General features: G+C 63.3%; 20 protein-coding genes and 1 pseudogene. 8 read left to right on the forward strand and 13 right to left on the reverse strand.

The window, feature by feature from the left end; genetic code table 11:
* Window positions 1-89 precede the first annotated feature (89 nt).
* The gene (locus HBA99_RS18360) at window positions 90-824 is read left to right on the forward strand and encodes a GtrA family protein (RefSeq protein WP_070952126.1); all 735 of its coding nucleotides are present in this window, start codon (window positions 90-92) and stop codon (window positions 822-824) included.
* Here HBA99_RS18360 and HBA99_RS18365 read toward each other — a convergent pair.
* The 5 genes and pseudogenes from HBA99_RS18365 to HBA99_RS18385 all read right to left on the reverse strand — a co-directional run.
* The gene (locus HBA99_RS18365; protein WP_057964444.1) at window positions 740-1297 is read right to left on the reverse strand and encodes a PH domain-containing protein; all 558 of its coding nucleotides are present in this window, start codon (window positions 1295-1297) and stop codon (window positions 740-742) included. The two genes, HBA99_RS18360 and HBA99_RS18365, sit on opposite strands and share 85 nt — an antisense overlap.
* 11 nt (window positions 1298-1308) lie before the next feature.
* Window positions 1309-2103 (reverse strand): biotin--[acetyl-CoA-carboxylase] ligase, encoded by a 795-nt coding sequence (locus HBA99_RS18370; protein ID WP_070952125.1) that lies wholly within the window; start codon window positions 2101-2103, stop codon window positions 1309-1311.
* Window positions 2104-2121: 18 nt separating this feature from the next.
* Window positions 2122-3261: a 3-ketosteroid-9-alpha-monooxygenase, oxygenase component gene (locus tag HBA99_RS18375; RefSeq protein ID WP_070952124.1), complete on the reverse strand. Its 1140-nt coding sequence runs from the start codon at window positions 3259-3261 to the stop codon at window positions 2122-2124.
* Between the two features lie 41 nt (window positions 3262-3302).
* Entirely contained in the window at window positions 3303-4970 is a 1668-nt protein-coding gene (gene casI, locus HBA99_RS18380) for a steroid-22-oyl-CoA synthetase (protein ID WP_070952123.1), read from the reverse strand.
* A 1-nt stretch (window position 4971) separates the two neighbouring features.
* A pseudogene (locus HBA99_RS18385) lies at window positions 4972-5196 on the reverse strand (PucR family transcriptional regulator); the annotation flags it as partial.
* A 107-nt stretch (window positions 5197-5303) separates the two neighbouring features.
* Here HBA99_RS18385 and HBA99_RS18390 point away from each other — a divergent pair.
* From HBA99_RS18390 to HBA99_RS18400, 3 genes are read left to right on the forward strand one after another with little or no spacing between them, the layout of a single operon-like run.
* Window positions 5304-6914 (forward strand): acyl-CoA carboxylase subunit beta, encoded by a 1611-nt coding sequence (locus HBA99_RS18390; RefSeq protein ID WP_044105188.1) that lies wholly within the window; start codon window positions 5304-5306, stop codon window positions 6912-6914.
* The gene (locus tag HBA99_RS18395; protein WP_030096876.1) at window positions 6911-7213 is read left to right on the forward strand and encodes an acyl-CoA carboxylase epsilon subunit; all 303 of its coding nucleotides are present in this window, start codon (window positions 6911-6913) and stop codon (window positions 7211-7213) included. The genes HBA99_RS18390 and HBA99_RS18395 overlap by 4 nt, the downstream gene beginning before the upstream one ends.
* An 18-nt stretch (window positions 7214-7231) precedes the next feature.
* Window positions 7232-8929, forward strand: a complete 1698-nt coding sequence (locus HBA99_RS18400) for a Maf family protein (RefSeq protein WP_070952122.1) — start codon at window positions 7232-7234, stop codon at window positions 8927-8929.
* Here the strand turns inward: HBA99_RS18400 and HBA99_RS18405 are convergent.
* A complete protein-coding gene (locus HBA99_RS18405; RefSeq protein WP_070952121.1) occupies window positions 8926-9591 on the reverse strand; it encodes a TetR/AcrR family transcriptional regulator in 666 nt (221 codons plus the stop codon). The two genes, HBA99_RS18400 and HBA99_RS18405, sit on opposite strands and share 4 nt — an antisense overlap.
* 74 nt (window positions 9592-9665) lie before the next feature.
* Between HBA99_RS18405 and HBA99_RS18410 the strand changes: the two genes are divergently transcribed.
* Window positions 9666-10376, forward strand: coding sequence for a dienelactone hydrolase family protein (locus tag HBA99_RS18410; RefSeq protein WP_030096873.1), 711 nt, complete (start codon window positions 9666-9668; stop codon window positions 10374-10376).
* On the forward strand, window positions 10373-11125 hold the full coding sequence (locus HBA99_RS18415) for a class I SAM-dependent methyltransferase (protein ID WP_057966856.1): 753 nt from the start codon (window positions 10373-10375) through the stop codon (window positions 11123-11125). The genes HBA99_RS18410 and HBA99_RS18415 overlap by 4 nt, the downstream gene beginning before the upstream one ends.
* A 5-nt stretch (window positions 11126-11130) precedes the next feature.
* Here the strand turns inward: HBA99_RS18415 and HBA99_RS18420 are convergent, their stop codons facing one another.
* The 5 genes from HBA99_RS18420 to HBA99_RS18440 are packed head-to-tail and all read right to left on the reverse strand — an operon-like array spanning window position 11131 to window position 15539.
* Entirely contained in the window at window positions 11131-12519 is a 1389-nt protein-coding gene (locus HBA99_RS18420) for a GntP family permease (RefSeq protein WP_057966855.1), read from the reverse strand.
* Entirely contained in the window at window positions 12516-12995 is a 480-nt protein-coding gene (locus tag HBA99_RS18425) for a gluconokinase (RefSeq protein WP_371258736.1), read from the reverse strand. The genes HBA99_RS18420 and HBA99_RS18425 overlap by 4 nt, the downstream gene beginning before the upstream one ends.
* Before the next feature lie 32 nt (window positions 12996-13027).
* Entirely contained in the window at window positions 13028-14290 is a 1263-nt protein-coding gene (locus HBA99_RS18430; protein ID WP_070952120.1) for an acyl-CoA dehydrogenase family protein, read from the reverse strand.
* Window positions 14290-15288 carry a phosphotransferase family protein gene (locus tag HBA99_RS18435; protein ID WP_057966852.1) on the reverse strand — a complete coding sequence of 333 codons (999 nt, stop codon included), beginning with the start codon at window positions 15286-15288 and terminating at the stop codon, window positions 14290-14292. Before HBA99_RS18435 ends, HBA99_RS18430 begins: the two co-directional genes overlap by 1 nt.
* Entirely contained in the window at window positions 15285-15539 is a 255-nt protein-coding gene (locus tag HBA99_RS18440; protein ID WP_070952460.1) for a hypothetical protein, read from the reverse strand. Before HBA99_RS18440 ends, HBA99_RS18435 begins: the two co-directional genes overlap by 4 nt.
* A gap of 71 nt (window positions 15540-15610) precedes the next feature.
* Here HBA99_RS18440 and HBA99_RS18445 point away from each other — a divergent pair, with 71 nt between their 5' ends.
* Entirely contained in the window at window positions 15611-16609 is a 999-nt protein-coding gene (locus tag HBA99_RS18445; protein WP_070952119.1) for an LLM class flavin-dependent oxidoreductase, read from the forward strand.
* A gap of 77 nt (window positions 16610-16686) precedes the next feature.
* Here HBA99_RS18445 and HBA99_RS18450 read toward each other — a convergent pair whose 3' ends face one another.
* The gene (locus tag HBA99_RS18450) at window positions 16687-17040 is read right to left on the reverse strand and encodes a PAS domain-containing protein (protein WP_131822825.1); all 354 of its coding nucleotides are present in this window, start codon (window positions 17038-17040) and stop codon (window positions 16687-16689) included.
* Window positions 17041-18229: 1189 nt separating this feature from the next.
* Between HBA99_RS18450 and HBA99_RS18455 the strand changes: the two genes are divergently transcribed.
* Window positions 18230-19060, forward strand: coding sequence for an SDR family oxidoreductase (locus HBA99_RS18455; RefSeq protein WP_057969880.1), 831 nt, complete (start codon window positions 18230-18232; stop codon window positions 19058-19060).
* Window positions 19061-19064: 4 nt separating this feature from the next.
* Here the strand turns inward: HBA99_RS18455 and HBA99_RS18460 are convergent, their stop codons facing one another.
* Window positions 19065-20093: an AraC family transcriptional regulator gene (locus tag HBA99_RS18460; protein ID WP_057969879.1), complete on the reverse strand. Its 1029-nt coding sequence runs from the start codon at window positions 20091-20093 to the stop codon at window positions 19065-19067.
* Window positions 20094-20241: the final 148 nt, after the last annotated feature.

The following is a 20241-nucleotide window of genomic DNA, read 5'->3' on the forward strand; positions in this document are numbered from 1 at the left end:
GGATCAGGTGATCACGTACACGCCCGTACCCACATGAGGTCCGTGGACCGCTTCGCACTGCCATGCCATCTTCCGTACACTCGCCATTTGTGTCTTTCGCCGATGCCACCATCGCCCGGCTGCCCCGGTTTATCCGGCCTGTCGCCGAGCGGCACCACGAGCTGATCAAGTTCGGCATCGTCGGAGCCACCACGTTCATCATCGACTCCGGCATCTTCTACGCGCTCAAGCTGACGATCCTGGAGCCCAAACCACTCACCGCGAAGATCATCTCCGGCATCATCGCCGTCATCGCCTCCTACATCCTCAACAGGGAATGGAGTTTCCGGGACCGCGGCGGCCGGGAACGGCACCACGAGGCGCTGCTGTTCTTCGCGGTCAGCGGCATTGGCGTGCTGATCGCCATGCTTCCGCTGTGGGTGTCGAGTTACATCTTTGAGCTGCGCGTGCCGAACGTCAGCCTGACGGTCGAGAACATCGCCGATTTCATCAGCGCATACCTCATCGGCAACTTGCTGCAGATGGCGTTCCGGTTCTGGGCCTTCCGCCGTTGGGTGTTTCCTGACGAGTTCGGGCGCCACGAGACTCCGGTGGCTTTCGTCGCGGCCGAGGTGGACGACGACGGATCAGGCGCAGACTCGGAAAACGTCACCCCGCTGCACCCGCCCACGGGGCTGCCCAACAGCACCACCGTGCATCACGGCACCGAGGTCGGCCGTGGCTTGTACGGCTCAGCGCATCACGTGGCGGGTGGCCGTTCCCGGCCACGCCCGGTGGAGCGGCTGTCGCCCTCCTCTGAACCGAGGGTGTCAAAGACCTCGTGATACAGCAGCGAGTGGACGTACTCCACTCGCGGTATCTCGTGAAACTCCAACGGATCTTGTGATGCCGACTCGATGATCAGGGTGCCGGTGCGCAGAATCCTGTCCACCAAGCCGTGCCGGAACTCGACGCTGTTGACGCGCGCCAACGGGATATCGATTCCCGAACGGCTCAACAGTCCCTGACGGAACATCACACGCCGGTCGGTGATCACGAAATGCGTGGTCAGCCAGTTCAAGAATGGCCACACACTCAGCCAGCCGACCAGCACCAGCCAGACAACACCGATCGCGATCATCACCACGTTCTTCGCGGTGGGCTGCCAGTCGGTGTTATCGACCATTGCGGCGACGAAGGCCGCCACGCCGGTGGACAGAATCAGCACCAGGGCCGGGCCGATCAGTCGCTTCCAATGTGGATGGCGGTGCAACACCACCTGCTCGTCGTCGGCGAGTACGTTCTCCGGATACCCCACGTGCAGGGACTTTACTGGTCGCCGAGCGGGCGCAGATGCGTAATGTCGCCCGCCGTCACCGCGGTGACGGTGCCGTCTGCGGCCTCGATACGGAGCTGTCCATCGTTACCGAGCCCGACGGCTACGCCGATCAGTTCACGCTGGCCCGGCAGCTCGGCCCGCACCCGCGCTCCCAGGGTGACGCTGCGGGCGCGGTAATCCTCCAACAGCTGCTCATCGACTCCCCTCGCGGAACGCCAATGCGCGATGCGGCCCGCGAGTTCACGCAGCACCGCGCGCGCCAGCTCGTTGCGGTCCGGATTGGCCCAGCCCAGGATCGCCAGGGACGTCGCATTGGGGTCCGGCAGCTCGTGTTGGGTGAAGGTGGCGTTGAGTCCGAGACCGAGCACAATGGCCGGCTGCGGTGTCGCGACCTCAGCCAGGATCCCGCACAGCTTGCGACCCTCCACCAGCACATCGTTGGGCCACTTGAGCCCGGCCTGAATGCCCGACACCTCAGCGACCGCATCGACGATCGCCACTCCGGCCAGCAGCGGCACCAATCCCCACCGGTCCGGTGACACCTCACCGACTCCTATGCCCACCGACATCGACAGCTGCGTGCGCGCGGGCGCGCCCCAGTTGCGGCCGTGACGGCCCCGGCCGGCGGTCTGGTGTTCGGCCAGCAGCACAACACCGTCGATGTCCTCCCCCGCCGCGGCGCGTGCCACCAGATCGGCGTTGGTGGATCCGGTTTCCTCGACGATGTCGATGCGGCGCCACTGTCCACCGGGGCTGTCGGTAAGGGTGAGTCTGTCCGAGGTCACACGCTCAGCCTAGGACTCTCAGCGCGACGCCGTGGCGGCCCGCTCGGCAAGATTTTCTTCGACCTCGTGCACCCACACCCCGTGGGCATGCGTGGTGTCCACCTCGATCTCGAAGCGTTCTGTCATGTCCGGCGTGACATCTGCCAGATCCACGTAGAATTGCTCGTACCAGCGCCGGTGTTGATAGACGGCACCGTCCTCCTGAGTGAGTAACGGATTGTCTATGCGCGTCTTGTTCTTCCAGATCTCGACATCCTCCAGGAATCCGTCGCCGAATGATCTGGCCATCGCGGCGGCGAGCTTACGCGCGTTATCCGGTGGCAGATCGGGCATCTCCTGGATGGCCACACCCCACTGCAGCACGAAAGAATCGTGCGTCACCGGATAGTGGCAGTTGACAAGCGCCACTTCGACGGTGAATCCGGGACCGAGGTCGTTGTGAATCCAGTCGATCATGTATGCCGGGCCGAAATATGTGGCCTCCGAGCGCACACCCGTTCCTTCCCAAAGCTTTTCGGGGTTAGGAACAAAGTCGGGCCGCGGTTTGGACTCCATGAACTGGCTGGCGGTCTGCCCCTCGATGACGTTCTTGAAGTACGTCGGATAGGCGTGATGGATATAGAAGAAGTGCGCCATATCCACGTTGTTGTCGACGATCTCGCGGCAATGTGATCCCTCGATATGGATCGAGTTCCATTGCCATGATGACCATTTACCTTCCGCATAGCCGTCGATCGTCGGCGGGCTGAGCTCGGGCGGTGGAGCAGACCCCTCCGGGTCATGCCACACCAGCAGCTGACCGTTCACCTCAAGAGTGGGCCAGCTGCGAGTGCGCGCGAGTTTCGGGGTGCGCTTGGCGTACGGAACCAGCGCGCACTTACCGTCGCCGCCCCAACGCCAGTCATGGAATGGGCACGCGATGTTGTCGCCCTTGATGGTGCCCTGCGACAAATCGCCGCCCATGTGACGGCAGTATCCGTCCAGCACCTTGATCTCGCCGCGCGAGTCGACGAACACCACCAACTTCGTGCCGAACGCCTCGATACCGTGCGGCTCACCGTCATGGAACGACTCGGCCAGTCCCAGGCAATGCCACCCCCGGGCAAACCGGGTCATCACTGTGCCGCTGTCGATTTCGCGAATCATTTCGTCAGTCATCGGGGGCTGTCCTTTCGCTGACTTGTCGTCAATACTGCGCTCTACAGCAGCCGTTGTCGCCCATATGCCGTGAATTGAGCATCGAGTGCGGTTTTGTCATCCGCACTCATCCGCCGATACACCGGCGCGCCCCTTCCCTCCCAACGGAACACGGATTCATCGGTATGCCAGCGCTGCGCTTGCAGGTCGCGCTTGAGCACCTTGTTGGAGCCCGTCACCGGCAGGTTCGCCGACACCCGCAGGAAACGTGGAATACCCTTGCTACCCAGGCCTTCCTGCCTCGCGAGGTACTCGGTGAACCCTTCCACATCGAACTCCTCCGGATTAGCCACCTCGATGGATGCCATCACCTGATCACCGGAACGCGGATCGGGTACCGCATAGGCACCTGCCGCGATCACCGCCGGGTGGCGCCGCAGCACCCGCTCGATGGTCAGCGCCGACGTGTTCTCACCGTCTACCCGGATCCAGTCACCGCGACGACCCGCGAAGTAGATGAACCCGGCTGCATCGAGATAGCCGAGGTCACCGGTCCAGTACCACCCGTTACGGATGCGGTCGGCATCCGCGTCGTCGTTCTTGTAGTAGCCCTCGAACCCGCGCCGCCCCTGTTTGTCGACAATCTCACCGACCGCGTCATCGGCATTGAGCACACGTCCATGCTCATCGAAAACTGCTGCAACACAATCTCGTAGCGTCTCCGGGTCGACGATCACCACGCCCTCATGCACCGGGCGCCCCAGCGCGCCGGGCGGCGCGTTGGGATCGAGCACGACGGCTCCCCCACCCTCGCTGGATCCATAACCTTCGAACAGCTCCGCACCGAATCGTCGCCGGAACTCGGCCTGATCCTCCGGCGAGGCCTCGGTGCCGAATCCGCGCACCAGCTGGTTCTCGGCGTCGTCGGGTTGCTCGGCGGTGGCCAACAGATATCCGAGTGCCTTACCGACGTAGGTGAAGAACGTCGCGCCGAAGTACCGGATGTCGGACAGAAAGCGTGACGCCGAAAAGGTGGGAATCAAACAGACCGTAGCGCCATTGGCCAGCGCCGGGGCCCACAGCGCCATCAACGCATTCCCGTGGAACAGCGGCATGCAGCAGTAGTCGACATCGCCGCGGTGATGCCCGAATTTGTCGGTGGCCAGGTGCGCGATCTGCGCCAGGCGACCCTGACTGCATTTCACTGCCTTGGAAGCACCCGTGGTTCCGGACGTGAACAGCAGCAGGAGCAGCGATTGCGCACCTACTCCATGGGAAACCGATGCCGCAGTGCGATTCTCGTCGATCTGCGCCAGGTATTCGGGCGTGTCGATCACCAGAAACCGGTCCACCGTCAGACCCAGCTCGAGATCCCGCAACCGATCGAGATTGCGGGTGTCGGTGACAATCAGCTGACAGTCGGTATGACGAATCTCGGCGGCCATCTCGACAGGCCCTCGGGTGGGATTGATACCCACGATGGTGGCGCCGGCCAGTGCGGCACCGCCCAGCCAGAAGATGAAGTCGGGAACGTTCTCCAGCAGGATCCCGATGTGGAAGGGCCCCTCGGCCCGCAGCTTCCGCGCGAGTTCGCCTCGTGCGGCGGACTCACCGATCACCTCATCCCATGTCCAGTCGCGGTCGCGGGTACGGAGCCCTAGATGTCTGTCGCCGACACGGTCCAGGAGCATGGCAGCGATATCGGTCCGAGGAGTGGACTCACGAGTCATGGTGCCGCAGCCGGTGCAACAGGAGCTCGTCGGTGGATCGGGCCAGCCCCTCGCGTTCCAGCCATACCGTGGGCTCGGCGTCCTCGGACCAGCGGACACCCACCGGACACTCGGCCAGTTCCGCCGCCGAACGCACCGCGACCTCCGCGTCGGCCCCCTCGAGCTGGTCGAAACGGGACACGATCGTGAACACCAGGTCGGCATCCAGTGCGGGCTGTTTGTCCATCTCCTTCTATGTACCGCTATCGGTGAACATCCATTCGAGAAAATTTCTGAGAACTCTCTAAGGCCCATGCGCGTTCTCCCGGGTGCAGCGCGATAACATCGGGACCCATGACGACCACCGAGCCCGATATCCACACCACCGCGGGCAAGCTCGCCGATCTGCGTCGGCGCAGCGAGGAGACACTGCATCCGGTCGGCGAGGCCGCCGTCGACAAGATCCACGCCAAGGGCAAGCTGACCGCCCGTGAGCGCATCTACGCGCTACTGGACGAGGGCTCGTTCGTGGAGTTGGACGCGTTGGCCAAGCACCGCAGTTCAAACTTCGGACTGGGCGAGAAGCGCCCGCTCGGCGACGGCGTGGTGACCGGTTTCGGCACCATCGACGGCCGTGACGTGTGCATCTTCAGCCAGGACGTCTCGGTGTTCGGCGGCAGCCTCGGCGAGGTGTACGGCGAGAAGATCGTCAAGGTGCAGCAGCTGGCCCTCAAGACCGGCCGCCCGCTCATCGGCATCAACGAGGGTGCCGGCGCCCGCATCCAAGAGGGCGTGGTCTCCCTCGGCCTGTACAGCCAGATCTTCCACAACAACGTCATCGCCTCGGGCGTCATCCCGCAGATCTCGCTCATCATGGGCCCGGCCGCCGGTGGTCACGTCTACTCGCCCGCGCTGACGGACTTCATCGTCATGGTCGACCAGACCAGCCAGATGTTCATCACCGGTCCCGACGTCATCAAAACCGTCACCGGTGAGGACGTCACCATGGAGGAGCTGGGTGGCGCACACACCCACGAGGCCAAGTCCGGCACCACGCACTATGTCGCCTCCGGCGAGCAGGACGCCTTCGACTACGTCCGCGACATCCTGAGCTACCTGCCGTCCAACAACGCCTCCGAGCCGCCGCGTTATCCGGGACCGGAGCCGACCGACGGCGCCATCGAAGATCACCTCACCGACGAGGACATCGAGCTCGACACGCTGATTCCGGACTCCCCGAACCAGCCGTACGACATGCACGAGGTCATCACCCGCATCCTCGACGACGACGAGTTCCTCGAGGTGCAGGCCGGATACGCCCAGAACATCATCGTCGGCTTCGGCCGTGTCGACGGCCGCAGCGTCGGCATCGTCGCCAACCAGCCCACCCAGTTCGCGGGCTGCTTGGACATCAATGCCTCGGAGAAGGCCGCGCGGTTCATCCGCACCTGCGACTGCTTCGGTGTCCCGATCATCACTCTGGTGGATGTGCCCGGCTTCCTGCCCGGCACCGAGCAGGAGTTCAACGGCATCATCCGGCGTGGCGCCAAGCTGCTGTACGCGTACGGCGAGGCCACCGTTCCGAAGATCACCGTGATCACCCGGAAGGCCTACGGTGGCGCGTACTGCGTCATGGGCTCCAAGGACATGGGCGCTGACGTCAACGTCGCCTGGCCCACCGCACAGATCGCGGTCATGGGTGCCTCCGGTGCGGTCGGATTCGTGTACCGCTCGCAGCTGGCCGAGGCGTCCAAGAACGGTGACGATGTGGACGCCCTGCGCCTGCAGTTGCAGGCCGAGTACGAGGACACCCTGGTGAACCCGTACATGGCTGCCGAGCGCGGATACGTCGACGCGGTCATCCCGCCATCGCACACTCGCGGCTACATCGCCACCTCGCTGCGCTTGCTCGATCGCAAGATCGTGCGGCTCCCACCGAAGAAGCACGGAAACATTCCGCTGTGACGAATGAAGAAGGTGCGTCCGTGACCGACGAGACCAGCGAAACCGTAACCGCTGAAAGCGATTCCGGGAAGGTGAAAGCCGCCGACGTGCAGGTGCTCAGCGGCAACCCGACAGATGAGGAGATCGCGGCCCTGGTCGCGGCGCTCAGCGCGCTGGCCTCGAAGGCGGAGACCGAGAGCCGCAAGCCCCGGAACCTCTGGGCCGAGCCGATCGACATGCTGCGCTACAGCCCGCACAGCTGGCAGCGAGTCACCCTGTTCGAGCGCGCGAAGCTGGCGCGCCCGCAGGGCACGTTCTAGACGGCCGTCACCGGCCCCGTGAGCGCATTTGTCCTGGCCTCGGCCTCTCCCGCGCGCGAACGGATCCTGGAGCAGGCCGGCCTGAACCCGGTCGTCATCGTCTCGCATGTCGACGAGCATCTCGTCATGGCCACCCAACCCTCGGGTACCGCCCCGGAGCGAGCCGTGGAAGTGCTGGCCTGCGCCAAGGCCTTTGACGTCGCAACGACCCTGGCCGGCGAGGTGGCCGCCGACGCGGTAGTGCTGGGCTGCGATTCGATGCTCCTGCTCGACGGCATGTTGCAGGGCAAGCCGGGCACCGTGGAGGAAGCGCGCCGCCGCTGGGGGCTGATGGCCGGGCGGTCCGCTCAGCTGCTGACCGGGCACTGCCTGGTGCGGGTCGTCGAGGGCAAGCCTGTCGCACGTGTCAGTAAAACACGCTCGACCACAGTGCGTTTCGGAAACCCATCGGCAGCAGATCTCGAGGCCTATCTGGCTACCGGCGAGCCCCTGCAGGTGGCGGGCGCCTTCACGCTCGACGGCCTGGGCAGCTGGTTCGTCGAAGGCATCGACGGCGATCCCTCGAATGTGATCGGCGTCAGCGTGCCGCTGCTGGGCCAACTGCTGAATAGGCTCGGGGTGCCCGCCTCCTCACTGTGGATCCGCCACGAAAAGCATCTGCCGCCAAAGCCATTCCATCCGGATACTCCTACCCCGGCCCCACTGCCGCCCCGCATGGTGCCGTTGCTGGACTCACTCGTCATGCTCGGGCCGACTCAACAGCAGGAATTCAAGGATGCCCAGGGCAACCCGATTCCGCACATGCCATCGGTCAACGCCAGCTTTCAGACCGCCTGTCGAGACGATTCCTTCGACCTCGGTGTGCACACCAACCGCGGCGCCTGCCTGTGGACGGGCGACTACCTGAACACCGGTGACGGCATTCAGCTCATTCCCGTCGACCCTGCCAGCCCCTCGGTGGCACTCGGGGGACGTTCCAAACCGCTTGCGCTGCCATCGGATGCACAGGACGGTGCCCGGCTCCTGCCCACCGGATCTGCGGAGCTGGCGCAGCGTTCGCTGTTGTTCGCCTCGTGCATTCCGTCGCCGGGATGCAGCACCTTCGTCTCGGCGGACACCACCGTCTACGACGTGAGCGAGCCGGGCAAACCGTCCTACCAGCCGATCGGTGTCATGGCCGGGATCTCGCAGCCGAGTGGGGTTTCGGCGCCTGGTCGCCGAATGCTGGTGGCGGGAAACATCGGAACCGGGCCCTGGGCGCCGCGGTGTGCGTGGCTCACACCTCCGATCGACGATCCGGCTTTCCTGGACTCGTCGGCGTGGGAGAAGATTGGCCAGATCCGTGGTGGCGGAGACCGCGAGAATCAGTTATTCGCCCTACCCGCAGGTGGTTTCGGCCTGCTCGATTCCAACGGTTCCGGCGACGCGCACATCGGACTCAAGCTGTTTCGCACTCCTCAGGAGTTGGTCAGCGAGCCCATGACGGTGCTGATCCGCAACGATCCGTCCGATCCACGACCGGATGATCCGTTCATCTCCCGTGATCCACACAAGCTGCTGCAGCCGTATGGGCCCCAGGTCGTCAGCATCACCATGAACGCGGATGGCACTCAGACGCTGTACTTCCTGGTGAGCCAATGGGTTACCGATCCCACTCGGGCCTACCGAACAATCCTGTACTCCATCGTGTTGTCGCCCCAGTACCTGAGCATCTAGCCCTGCTGCCCGAACAGGTCGGGACGCTCGGCGGCCTGACGCCAGTCCTCCGGCGTGCCCACGAGCGCCACCGCCGCCCGCAGCATCGCGGCGCGCGCCTCCCGGCGATCGCTGCCGGGCGTCGACAAGTAGCGGTAACTGCCCGCCTGCAGGGTTCCGAACAGCATTCGGAAGGCCTCTGAAGATGGTGCAGGGCGACCGGATTCGATGATCCGGCCACGAAGCATCTCGACCATTACCTCCTCGTTCTCCTGGCGCAATCGATGTGCGGAGGAAGCAGGATCGTGGGCCTCGATGTGGAACACCCGCGCCGCATCGCCCATCTCCTCGGTGGTATCGAGGTAAACGTCCACCGCCGCGACGATTTGGGTGATCGGATCGGCCGGCTCCGCGATCACCGCGTAGAGCCTTCCGTTGAGCTGCGACTGGGTGTGGTTGACCAATGCGGTGATGACATCGTCGGTTCCGTCGAAGAACACATAGAACGTCGGCCGGGACAGGTGGGCCTTCGTGACGATGCGCGCCACGGTGGTGCCGCGCTGCCCGTGCTTGGCGTACACGGCACCGGCAGCGGCAAGGATGCGTGCGCGCATCTGCTCGTGCTGCTCGGGCGTGCGCGCGGGGCGCCCCCGGGACCGGCCCGATGGGGTATTGACAGCCATCAGCGCTGGAGCCTACCTTTCCAATTAGCTTAACATCACTGTAAACAATATTTGTGATCGATCACAGGAGCGCTATGGCGGACATCAGTTTCCCCACAAAAAGTGGTGAAGTCACAGGCATCTTGGAGAAGCCTGCGGGCGACGGGCCGTGGCCCTCGATCGTGGTGCTGCACGACATCAACGGGTCCACTCCCGACTTGCGTCGCATCACCAAGAACGTGGCGGCCAACGGCTATGTGGCCCTGGCGCCCGACCTGTACTCCCGTGGACGAATCCGGTGCATCAGCCGAGTCATGACCAATCTCATCACCCGCCGGGGTCGTGCCATCGACGAGATCCTGGCCGCGCGCGATCACCTGTTGTCGCTGCCCTACACCACGGGCGGGGTCGGTGTCGCCGGTTTCTGCATGGGCGGTGGATTCGTACTTATCACTTCCACCAAGGGGTTTGATGCGGCCGCACCTTTCTACGGTGCAATGCCCGGCCCCTACGGCGACCATTTCGAGGGAGCGTGCCCCGTCGTCGCGAGCCTGGCCACTCGGGACCCCTTCGTGATTCGGGGCGAGCCCCGGTTGCGCAAGGCACTGGACGCCCACGGCATCGAACACGACATCAAGAAGTACGACGCGGGGCACAGTTTCGCCAACCAGCTGCCGATGCAACCACTGATGCGGATCGCCGGATTCGGGTACTCCCCCGAGGCGGAGGCCGACGCCTGGGAACGGGTCTACGCCTTTTTCGCTCAGCACCTTCACGACGACGACAGGCTGCAGGAGGCCCAATGACAACCCCGACCGCATTGGATCGCCTCGGCGAGCTCGTCTGGTCCGACGCACTCGACGCGGGTGCGCATTCGTCGGCCGGCTACCTGGATCTGCTTCCGCCGCCCTCTGATCAGCCTCAGCGCGTCGCCCAGCGCGCCATGAACAATCCCCTGGTGGCCGCGGTCTATCAAGGGCCGTGGCGCTGGGGCCAGACCGTGCTCTACACCGGCATCACGCCGTCGGCAGAACGGCGCCGTGCGGCACGGGCCCTGCGACTCGACGCGGCCCATACACTGCTCGATGTCGCCTGCGGGCCAGGAAACTTCACCAAATACCTGGGCGGCCAGTTATCCGCCGACGGTCTGGCAGTCGGGCTCGATTTCTCCGAGCCCATGCTGCGGCGCGCGGTCCGGACCAACATCGCGAACGGGGTTGGATACCTGCGTGCGGATGCCCGCACCCTGCCGTTCGACGACGGAAGCTTTGATGCGGTGTGCTGTTTCGCCGCGCTGTATCTGGTACCCGAGCCCTTCAAGGTTCTCGATGAGATGCTCCGGGTGCTCAGGCCGGGCGGCCGGATCGCGGTGATGACCAGCTGCACCCGCGGCCCCAGGCTCGTTCGGTCGCTCTCCGTGAAAATGGCGGCACGCAACGGTTTACACGGCTTCGACCGCGATGACATCACCTCGGTGCTGTGGAACTCGGGATTTCACGACATTGAGCAAGAGGTGCGGGGACTCTCACAGTTCGTGAGTGCGACAAAGAGTTAGACGAGTCATACAACGGCGCTCAGCAGCAGGACCATCGCAAATCCGACGACCGAAATCACCGTTTCCATCACCGACCATGACTTGAGGGTCTGGCCGACCGTCATCCCGAAATACTCCTTCACCAACCAGAATCCGGCGTCGTTGACGTGGGAGAAGAAGAGCGACCCGGCACCAATCGCGAGCACCAACAGCGCGACGTGCGCGGTAGACATGTCCGCGGCAAGCGGGGAGACGATACCGGCGGCGGTGATGGTCGCCACCGTGGCTGAACCCGTGGCCAATCGGATGAGCACCGCGATGAGCCAGCCCAGCACCAGCGCGGGGATATGCCATTTCTCCGACCAGGTGCTCACGGCATCTCCGACCCCCACATCAATAAGGGTCTGCTTGAATCCGCCTCCGGCACCGACGATGAAGACGATGCCCGCGATGGGCCCGAGCGACTTCTCGATGATTCCCGAGACACCCGCGCGGTCCAGGCCAGATGCCGTGCCCAGCGTCACCATTGCCACCAGTGTCGCCACCAGTAGCGCTACCAGCGGCGTACCGGCGGTGTCGAAAATCCTCTGCACCAACGATTTCGGATTGTCGATCACCACATCGGAGAGCGCCTTCGCCAACATCAGGGCCACCGGAAGCAAGATCGTCGCCAACACCGCGACAACGCTCGGAGCCGACCCCTTTCGATCGGCTTCGGGTGCGGTCGCGGTAGGGATCTCCAGTGGCCCCACCCAGCGCTCTGCCACCCGCGCATAGAGGGGCCCCGCCACTATCAGGGTGGGCACCGCGGCCAGCAGACCAAACGCCAGGGTGACACCCAAGTCCGCCTTCAGCGCGTCCACCGCCACCAAGGGACCTGGGTGCGGCGGAACCAGTCCGTGCAATACGGATAGGCCCGCCAGCGCGGGAATTCCCACCCGCAGCAGTGGCACATTTCCCCGGCGTGCCACCAAGAGCACGATCGGAATCAGCAGCACCACACCCACTTCGAAGAACAAGGGCAGCCCGAGCACGGCCGCGATCAGCGCCACCGCCCAGGGCAGCAGGCGTGGACCCGACCGCGCGAGCACGGCATCGGCGACGATGTTGGCGCCACCGGAGTCAGCCAGCAGGCGGCCCAGCATCGCCCCCAACCCGATGAGCAGCCCGACACCGGCGATGGTCGAGCCGAATCCGGTCACAAAGGACCCAAGGAGCTTGTCGAACGGCACACTGGCGACGGCGGCCAGGGTTCCCGATCCGAGCAGCAGCGCCAGGAACGGATGCATCTTGACCCTGGTGATGAGCGCGATGATCACGCCGATGCTCAGCACCACGGCAACAAGTAGCCGAACGTCACTGGTGGTGTGCGGGATCTTGGCCGGCTCGGCCAGCAGAATCAGGTCGGCGTTCATGCGCCGATCTGCCTCAAAGCCTCCGCTACCAGTTCATCCGGCCCGATACCGACATCCAGCACCGCACCCCGCTCGTCGGGTTCCAGCGGTTCGAGAATCTCGAACTGCGAATCCAACAACGATGTCGGCATGAAATGTCCTGAGCGATGCGACATCCGGTCGCCGATGAGCGCCCTGTCTCCGGACAGGTGCACAAAGAACGCATCCGGGTATCCCACGCGGAGAACGTCACGGTAGCGGCGTTTAAGTGCCGAACAGGTGACCACCCCGCCCGTCCCCTCCCGTCCGCGCTCGGCCATCCATTCGGCGATCCGCTGCAGCCATGGCCATCTATCGGTGTCATCCAGCGGGATTCCGGCCGACATCTTGGCAATGTTCGCGTCCGGATGGAAATCATCACCCTCAGCACAGGGTGCACCCAGGAGCTTCGCCAGGGCCTGCGCCACGGTTGATTTGCCAACCCCTGCCACACCCATGACCACCACAACGGGTACCGACGTTTCGCCCACTAGACCCCCTTGGGCGCCTTTTGATTCATGAAGCCGAACATATACCCGGCCACCCGGCGCATCTGAATCTCCTCGGCGCCCTCGGTGATCCGGTACCGGCGGTGATGGCGATAGATGTGTTCGAACGGCATGTGCCGCGAGTACCCCAAGCCGCCATGAACCTGCATGGCCCGGTCTGCGGCCTCGCAACACAACCGGTTTGCGACGTAATTGCACATCGAGACCTGTTCAGAGACCGAGAACGGTCCGTAGGTGTCCATCGACCACGCCGTCTTGTGAATCAGCGCGCGCAGCATCTCACACTGGGTCTGCAGCTCGACAAGTGGAAATTGGATGGCCTGATTCGATGCCAGCGGCTTCCCAAAAGGCTTGCGCTCCTTGGCATATTCAACAGACCGGTCGATGCAGAACTGCGCCGCCCCAAGGCTGGACGCTGCCTGACGAATCCTATTCTCGTTGAAGAAGTGCTGCACCACACCCAGCCCGCGGCCCTCCCCACCGAAGACCGCCGAATCGGGGACCCGCACGTCGGTCAGCGAGATATGGGCGTGGTCGGTCGGCATGTTGAAGGTCCACAGGTATTCCTCGACCTTGAACCCGGGTGCATCCGCGGGCACCAGGAACGCGGTGATACCGCGCCCGTCACCCGGATCGCCCGAGGTGCGGGCGAAAATCAGGTCCGCGTCGGCGATATGCACACCGGTGTTCCAGGTCTTTTCACCATTGATGATCCAGTCCGACCCATCCTTTGTGGCCCGGGTTTCCATATGGGTGGCATCGGAGCCGTGTTCGGGCTCGGTGATACCGAAAGCGAAAAACTTCGTGCCGCTGGCGAGCCCCTCGACCCACTGGGCCTTCTGCTCCGCGGTGCCGTATTCCAGCATGAGAAGCAGCCCCACGTTATTACCGACGATGGCGTGCTCGTTCTGCAGGTCGCAGTGCAGTCCGAGACCGCGCCGCGCCAGGTGCTCACGGATGACCGCCATGCCGAGGTTGGACCCGTCACGTCCGCCGAACTCCGCCGGAAACGGGTACCGAAGGTGACCGGCCGCATCGGCACGCCGACGTGCCTCCCCGAGTAGTTCCTCCCACTCACCATTGGGCAGGCCACCACGATCCCAGTCAGTACGGGAATCTTCGCGCCGGTGATCGAAGAATCGGATGTTGTCATCGGATTGCTCGAGCGGCACGATCTCGCGGTCGATGAACTCGTCGAGCTCGGCCAGATAGTCGACAAGCTCGGGCGGCAGTTCGAAGTTCATCAGCGACCTTCCGGCTTCGTCAACATCAACAGGTCCCACTCGATCTCGGGTATCCGGCGACCGCTTGCGGCCATCACAATGTCCCGCACGCTACCGTCCAGATACGACTTCGCTTGCGCGGCAAGGCCAACACCCCACCACAGCGTCCCCAGCACCTTCCACCACTGGAACCTGTCGGCGTCAAATGTTCCGCCCGCGTCCTCGTACGCACGCACAAACACCTCACGGCCCGCGAAGCCACCGAACTCGCGCTCGTCGACACCAAACCTCCACATCCGCAGCGCGGTCCAGCCGACATCGCGCATGGGATCTCCAAACCGAGTCGTGCCCTCCCAGTCGAGAACCGCACGCAAGCCGTCCTCGCCGACGATGACGTTGCCATTGCGAATGTCGGTGTGCACCAGGCATCGCCGAGCGGGTGGACCGGGCATGCGCTCGGTCAGCCAGGACAGCGTGCGCTGGAACACCGGCCGATCCGGAAGCAGCGCCGCCACCCCCTCACGCATCTGTTCCAGCAGGACGACCGCCGGCTCGGCCTCCGGGTCACCGGGCAGATCCGGCGGCGCCATCGCCGGATCTATCCCATGCAGCCGACCCATCGCCGCACCAAGCTGCTCGGCCACTAGATCCTCAATCCCGGTGGACTGCACCAGCCGCAGCACCTTACGGGGAACCGTCTCGCCCGCGATGCGTTCGGAGATCATGAAGGGCGCACCCACATATGAGGCCTCGGAACACACGCCACGAACCCGCGGCACCGGAACACCGTGGCTGCGTGCCAGCTCACGCACCCCGGCCTCACTACCCACCGGCACCTGCTGCACGACTGCGGGCACAATGGTCGCGACCAGCTTGAGGGTCTCACCCCCGAAAGTGGCATCCACCAGCACATTTCGCCGTCGGGCGCCCGCGGAAACGCCAACCACGCCAGAAACCTGAAACTTTTTGCCGAACTCGTCGTGCAGGTAACGGGTGAGCCCGTCGGCCAGGTCGATCATTCGCCCTCCCAGGCGTCGTACCCGGGCTTGACAACCGCGAGTTCACTACGCACCGCCTCGGCCAGGTCCTCCCATGACGGGTCATCGGCAGGCGGCTGCGAGGGCGTGGTTAGTTCTCGCTGCAGAATCCTGGCGATGTTGGCCCCGACACGGGCGCGATGCACCGAGGATGCGGGCAGCTCGGATTGGAGGTCGTCGAGCAGTTCGGCGAGAGCACCCGCCAGTTCCGCTGCGGTCGGAAGGAAGGGCACCATACGTTTGTACCGTCTATGGTGCGTCCCACGGGGGAATAGCGAAGAAACGCCGCGGGTTGCTCCAATTCATGGCGAGACCTTTGTCGATTCTGGATCTGGCGCGGGTGGCGCCGCACGAGACCGTGGCCGAGAGCTTCGCCGCCAGCGTCGAGATCGCGCGGCACGCCGAAGCGCTGGGATTTCACCGCGTCTGGTACGCCGAACACCACAACATGCGGTCCATTGCCTCGTCGGCGACCAGTGTCCTGATCGGACATGTGGCCACCCAGACGTCGACCATCAGACTGGGCGCGGGCGGCATCATGTTGCCCAACCATTCCCCGCTGCAGATCGCCGAGCAGTTCGGCACCCTCGAAACCCTGCACCCTGGACGCATCGATCTCGGTCTCGGCCGCGCCCCGGGGACGGATCAGGTGACGCTGCGCGCGTTGCGGCACTCCCCCGCCGATGCCGAGCACTTTCCGCAGGATGTGATCGAGCTGCAGGCATATCTGAGCGAACAGAGCCGGGTCCCGGGGGTCACCGCGACACCGGGGCACGGGACACACGTACCGCTCTACATCCTTGGGTCGTCGTTGTTCGGCGCACAGCTGGCGGCGGTGCTGGGCCTGCCCTACGGTTTCGCCTCCCACTTCGCGCCTCCCGCGCTGCGGGATGCGGTGGCGCTGTATCGGCGGGAGTTCCAGCCCTCCGAGCAGCTGCCGGAGCCGTACGTGATCGCCGGGGTCAACGTCATCGCCGCCGACGACGAAGACACCGCCCGGGAGCAGTACCGGTCGGCGCTGATCGAACGTGCCAAGCTTTTCCTGCATCGCGGCGGAGGTCCGCGCCTCACCGATGACGAGGCCCTTGCCGCACTGGAATCCCCTGCCGGGCAACAGATCAAGGCGATGACAAAGTACTTCGCGGTCGGCACTCCAGATCAGGTGAGCGCATACTTGGACGACTTTGCGCAGCTGGCCGAGGCCGATGAGCTCATCGTGGTGCCCAATGCGCCCGACCGGAAGCTGCAGCTGCGGTCACTGGAGATCGTGGCCGAGGTCAGTGGGCTGGCTCCACGCGACTGAACGCAGGTGTCGGCGACTGATCGGGCAAGGCTGTGAGGTACGTTCTCGATAGACCGAGGGCGACCACGTGTACCAGATCAACGAGACTCCGCAGCAGGAGGGTTGTCGAAGTTGGCGCCATGAGAAATCAGTGTTATATCCATTGAGATACAAAGGATTTCGGTGATATGGCTATCGATTCCTCTAACCGGTGCCAGTTCGTTCGCCCATTGTCGGGTTGTTCCGTCCGGTTCGACACTTAGTCCAAGAAACCGCGCTGCGATCCCGCTCGCCGCGCTATTGAGCGCGTACCGTCCGCTGTCGCGCACCACGGACGGCAGGATCTCCAACCACGGCATGCCAAGTTGGGTGTCCAGCGGGGAAATACCTAAAGCGGCACGTCCCGCTGCATTGATGTGCATCAGCGCACCGTCAGGGCACAGGATCTTCACACAGTTGACCCCGGTTGCGCGTTGAGGCTCAGGCGTGATCGTTGTCGATCGTGTCCCGTAACGGTCGGAAATCGCACGCCGAATATCACTATCCACATGGGCCACTTGCCCCTCTGATGCGTGTTGATAAGAATCGACCGCAGACCGTAGTCGGTGAATGTCCTTGCGGTCGAAGACGTACGGTCCGATTTCAACTCCCCATCCGGCATCGGCTTACACCACCAGATGAACGGGCATCGAAACCCAGTAGTCGGCTTCGGCTAGATACGGTTCAACGTAACCAAAGCAGCCCCAGCAGGCACCTGACGGCATACCGGTCAATATCGGAAAATCTGTAGCCCGCCCGGAACAATCACATCTATGTTCTTCGTTCACCGAACACCCCGAGCTGCGATACAGATATCGGTCCGTTCTAATTTCATGGTTCCTCGATCAGGTAAAGCCCAGCCAGCAAATCTCCAAGCGTACGCTGTCCAGGCATAATGCCGATTCGGCGAGTGCACACATCCCGCGGCTTTAACGATTACGACAGGTCATCGCTTCCTACACAGGCGGTCGAGCGCCGCCGCCGCAGCGTTTGGTCTACACATACCGTGAGTAGCCGGGCCGAGTGGCGGCTGAACAGCTATACATGTCCGTGGCTCCGATGCTGGACAGCGACAGCGTCATTCGAGGGCCGAATACCAGCTGACGGACATCCTCCAATCCGGTGTTGATGTCTCCTCTCCACTAGGATCAACGGTCCTGGCTCCGCCGATGTCCATAACACCGGCCAGCATCGCGCACTGCGTGCGAGAGCGGGGGGTTGGTGACGTTTCTGTGACTGGGCTGTGATCGACGGGTGTCTTGTTAGGCGGTAGCGGCTTGTTGACGCCGCCGCTGCCATGGTCAGTCAATTATGTTGCAGCCCAATGCAAATACTATCTTGATACTGCGTTGGCGGGTGGCCATGCTGGGGCAACCAGTCGACAACGATCGGTTCCGTCTAGAGATCGCTCTCAAGCTAGGCCATGGTCTCGCCTTGAAAACTGGCTCAGGCTCACAGCGACATTCTTGTCAATCAGTAAGGTCAAGGCATTGCGCGTTTCTGTCATATCTTCTTGTGCAAAGTAATCCGTAGCATCGCACGCACTTAGTGATTTCGCATGAGCCACCGCTCTGTGCATCGACCCGGACTGGAGACTTCGTCATGGCCAAAACTGACCTCCGTGGAAAAATCGTCGCGATAACCGGCGGTGCACGAGGCATCGGTCGGGCCATTGCGGCCGAGTTCGTTAAGCACGGCGCGCACGTGGTGATAGGTGACCTGGATAAGAAGCTCTGCGAACAAACGGCTGAGCAGCTTGGCGGCAACACTGTTGGGCTGCCTTTGGATGTTACGAATTACGAGAGCTTCGAATCCTTCATCGCGACGACGATGCATACCCATGGACGGCTCGACGTTATGGTCAATAACGCTGGGATAATGCCGATTTCCCCGTTCGGTGCTGAGTCCTTGGAGTCGATACAGCGGCAGCTCGACATCAATGTCCGGGGGGTGATGTGGGGCTGTCAGCTCGCCCTTCGGGTGATGGCGAGCGGTGGGACGCTCGTCAATATCGCTTCGGCGGCGGGCAAGTTCGGATCTCCGGGATTGGCCACCTACTGCGCCACAAAGTATGCGGTTGTGGGGCTGTCCGAGTCGTTGAACCTGGAGCTTCAGCCCGATGACATCGGGGTCGTGTGTGTCATGCCGGGCTTAGTCAACACTGAGCTAATTTCGGGCGTGGCAGATCACTGGCTCCTGAAAACTGTCCAGCCTGAAGACATTGCGTCGGCAACAGTGCGCGCAGTCGGCCGTAGGCGGTTTCCGGTCTTTGTCCCCAAGCGCCTGACTCCAATCACCAAGGTATTAGCGGTGATGCCGCGCTCTGTGATAGCACCTGCCATGAAGTTGGTGGGCGTCAATCACCATATGCTTGACGCTTACGACAGTCAGACGCGCGCAGACTATGAGTCTCGAATCACTAGTTCGGACTAGTTGGTTACAAGGCGTTATCGGGACAGTATGACCGCGGTGCGCTGCCCGTCCACCTTCGGAAGGCACGGGTGAAAGCACTGGCTTCGGAAAACCCCAAACGTTTAGAGAGCTCCGCGATGGTCTCGTCACCGCAGGCGAGGCTCGCCACGGCCGCATCGCGCAGAACCTCGTCACGAATGCGTCGTACCGAAGTCTGCTCCTCATGAAGCTTTCGTCTGACCGCCGGGGCGCTGAGTCCGAGTCGGTGTGACATATCGACCATTGTGGGCCACTGCCCGCCGATCCCTTGTTCGGTGAGCCGACGAACACGTTCAGTCATCGAAAGGCCGTCGCGACGCGGCCTAAACAGCAAATCCGAGGGTGCCCGTCGTATGAATTCGTCGAAATCGGATTCATTGCGCATGATCGACGCCGACAGTATCGATTGATCAATCACCAATGCAGGCGCCCGCGCGCCGAATTTCACTGGCGCGCCGAAGATCTGATCATAGTCATCGAGACCGGCCACTCTTTCATGTGGAACCTCAACGCACGTCAGGTCTATACGCCGCCCCACCGACCATTCCAGGAGCCGGTGCGAACCGGCGAGCAATGCGTCCACCAACAACGGAATGGGCTGCCGTACTGCACTGATGTCGAGAATGAGTGCGATATCAGTGCCACGGTATTCAAGCGACGCAGACGGAATGCTGGGCAGTACGTGATGCATCTCCATAAAGCGGGTGGCGGCGGCCCTAACATCTGCCGCCGCGTAGAACATCGCGCATCCCAGAAGTCGAAATGTGCCGCGTGGCATCGGTGCAGGCCCTAGGCCGAACATCTCGTCGTCCGTGTGCGCCCATAGCTCTTGGACCACGATGATGAGCTGACTGCGTGTAATCCGCGAACGGCCATCGACCAGCAATGCCGGCGACACTCCGGCTTTGCGCAGCAGATCGTCAACCTCCCAGCCCTTCCGGACCGCCAGAGCCAACATGGCCTCCAGGCGATGGATCGGGATCGTGGGCTCGATGTATCTGAGCTCGTCGGGCATATCACCTCAAGATATCTGTCGCGGATGCAGGAGCACGGCGGGGACACTGCTGAACCGGGTCACGCGGAGGAAGTCCCAACGTCCCCATTTGATCGGCCAGCTGCACATTGTGTCAAGCAGCTCGAGCTGTTATGTCACTGTGCCCTCA

This window comes from Mycobacteroides chelonae, assembly GCF_016767715.1.
GTDB classification, from domain to species: domain Bacteria; phylum Actinomycetota; class Actinomycetes; order Mycobacteriales; family Mycobacteriaceae; genus Mycobacterium; species Mycobacterium gwanakae.

Coding starts and splice junctions, on each gene's coding strand:
- HBA99_RS18435 (WP_057966852.1), bottom strand. CDS start 15,288: ATGATCGACCTGGCCGACGGGCTCACCCGTTACCTGCACGACGAGTTC.
- HBA99_RS18410 (WP_030096873.1), top strand. CDS start 9,666: ATGGCGGACATCAGTTTCCCCACAAAAAGTGGTGAAGTCACAGGCATC.
- HBA99_RS18430 (WP_070952120.1), bottom strand. CDS start 14,290: ATGAACTTCGAACTGCCGCCCGAGCTTGTCGACTATCTGGCCGAGCTC.
- HBA99_RS18375 (WP_070952124.1), bottom strand. CDS start 3,261: ATGACTGACGAAATGATTCGCGAAATCGACAGCGGCACAGTGATGACC.
- HBA99_RS18460 (WP_057969879.1), bottom strand. CDS start 20,093: ATGCCCGACGAGCTCAGATACATCGAGCCCACGATCCCGATCCATCGC.
- HBA99_RS18445 (WP_070952119.1), top strand. CDS start 15,611: ATGGCGAGACCTTTGTCGATTCTGGATCTGGCGCGGGTGGCGCCGCAC.
- HBA99_RS18425 (WP_371258736.1), bottom strand. CDS start 12,995: ATGGGTGTGGCAGGGGTTGGCAAATCAACCGTGGCGCAGGCCCTGGCG.
- HBA99_RS18420 (WP_057966855.1), bottom strand. CDS start 12,519: ATGAACGCCGACCTGATTCTGCTGGCCGAGCCGGCCAAGATCCCGCAC.
- HBA99_RS18390 (WP_044105188.1), top strand. CDS start 5,304: ATGACGACCACCGAGCCCGATATCCACACCACCGCGGGCAAGCTCGCC.
- HBA99_RS18455 (WP_057969880.1), top strand. CDS start 18,230: ATGGCCAAAACTGACCTCCGTGGAAAAATCGTCGCGATAACCGGCGGT.
- HBA99_RS18405 (WP_070952121.1), bottom strand. CDS start 9,591: ATGGCTGTCAATACCCCATCGGGCCGGTCCCGGGGGCGCCCCGCGCGC.
- casI (WP_070952123.1), bottom strand. CDS start 4,970: ATGACTCGTGAGTCCACTCCTCGGACCGATATCGCTGCCATGCTCCTG.
- HBA99_RS18415 (WP_057966856.1), top strand. CDS start 10,373: ATGACAACCCCGACCGCATTGGATCGCCTCGGCGAGCTCGTCTGGTCC.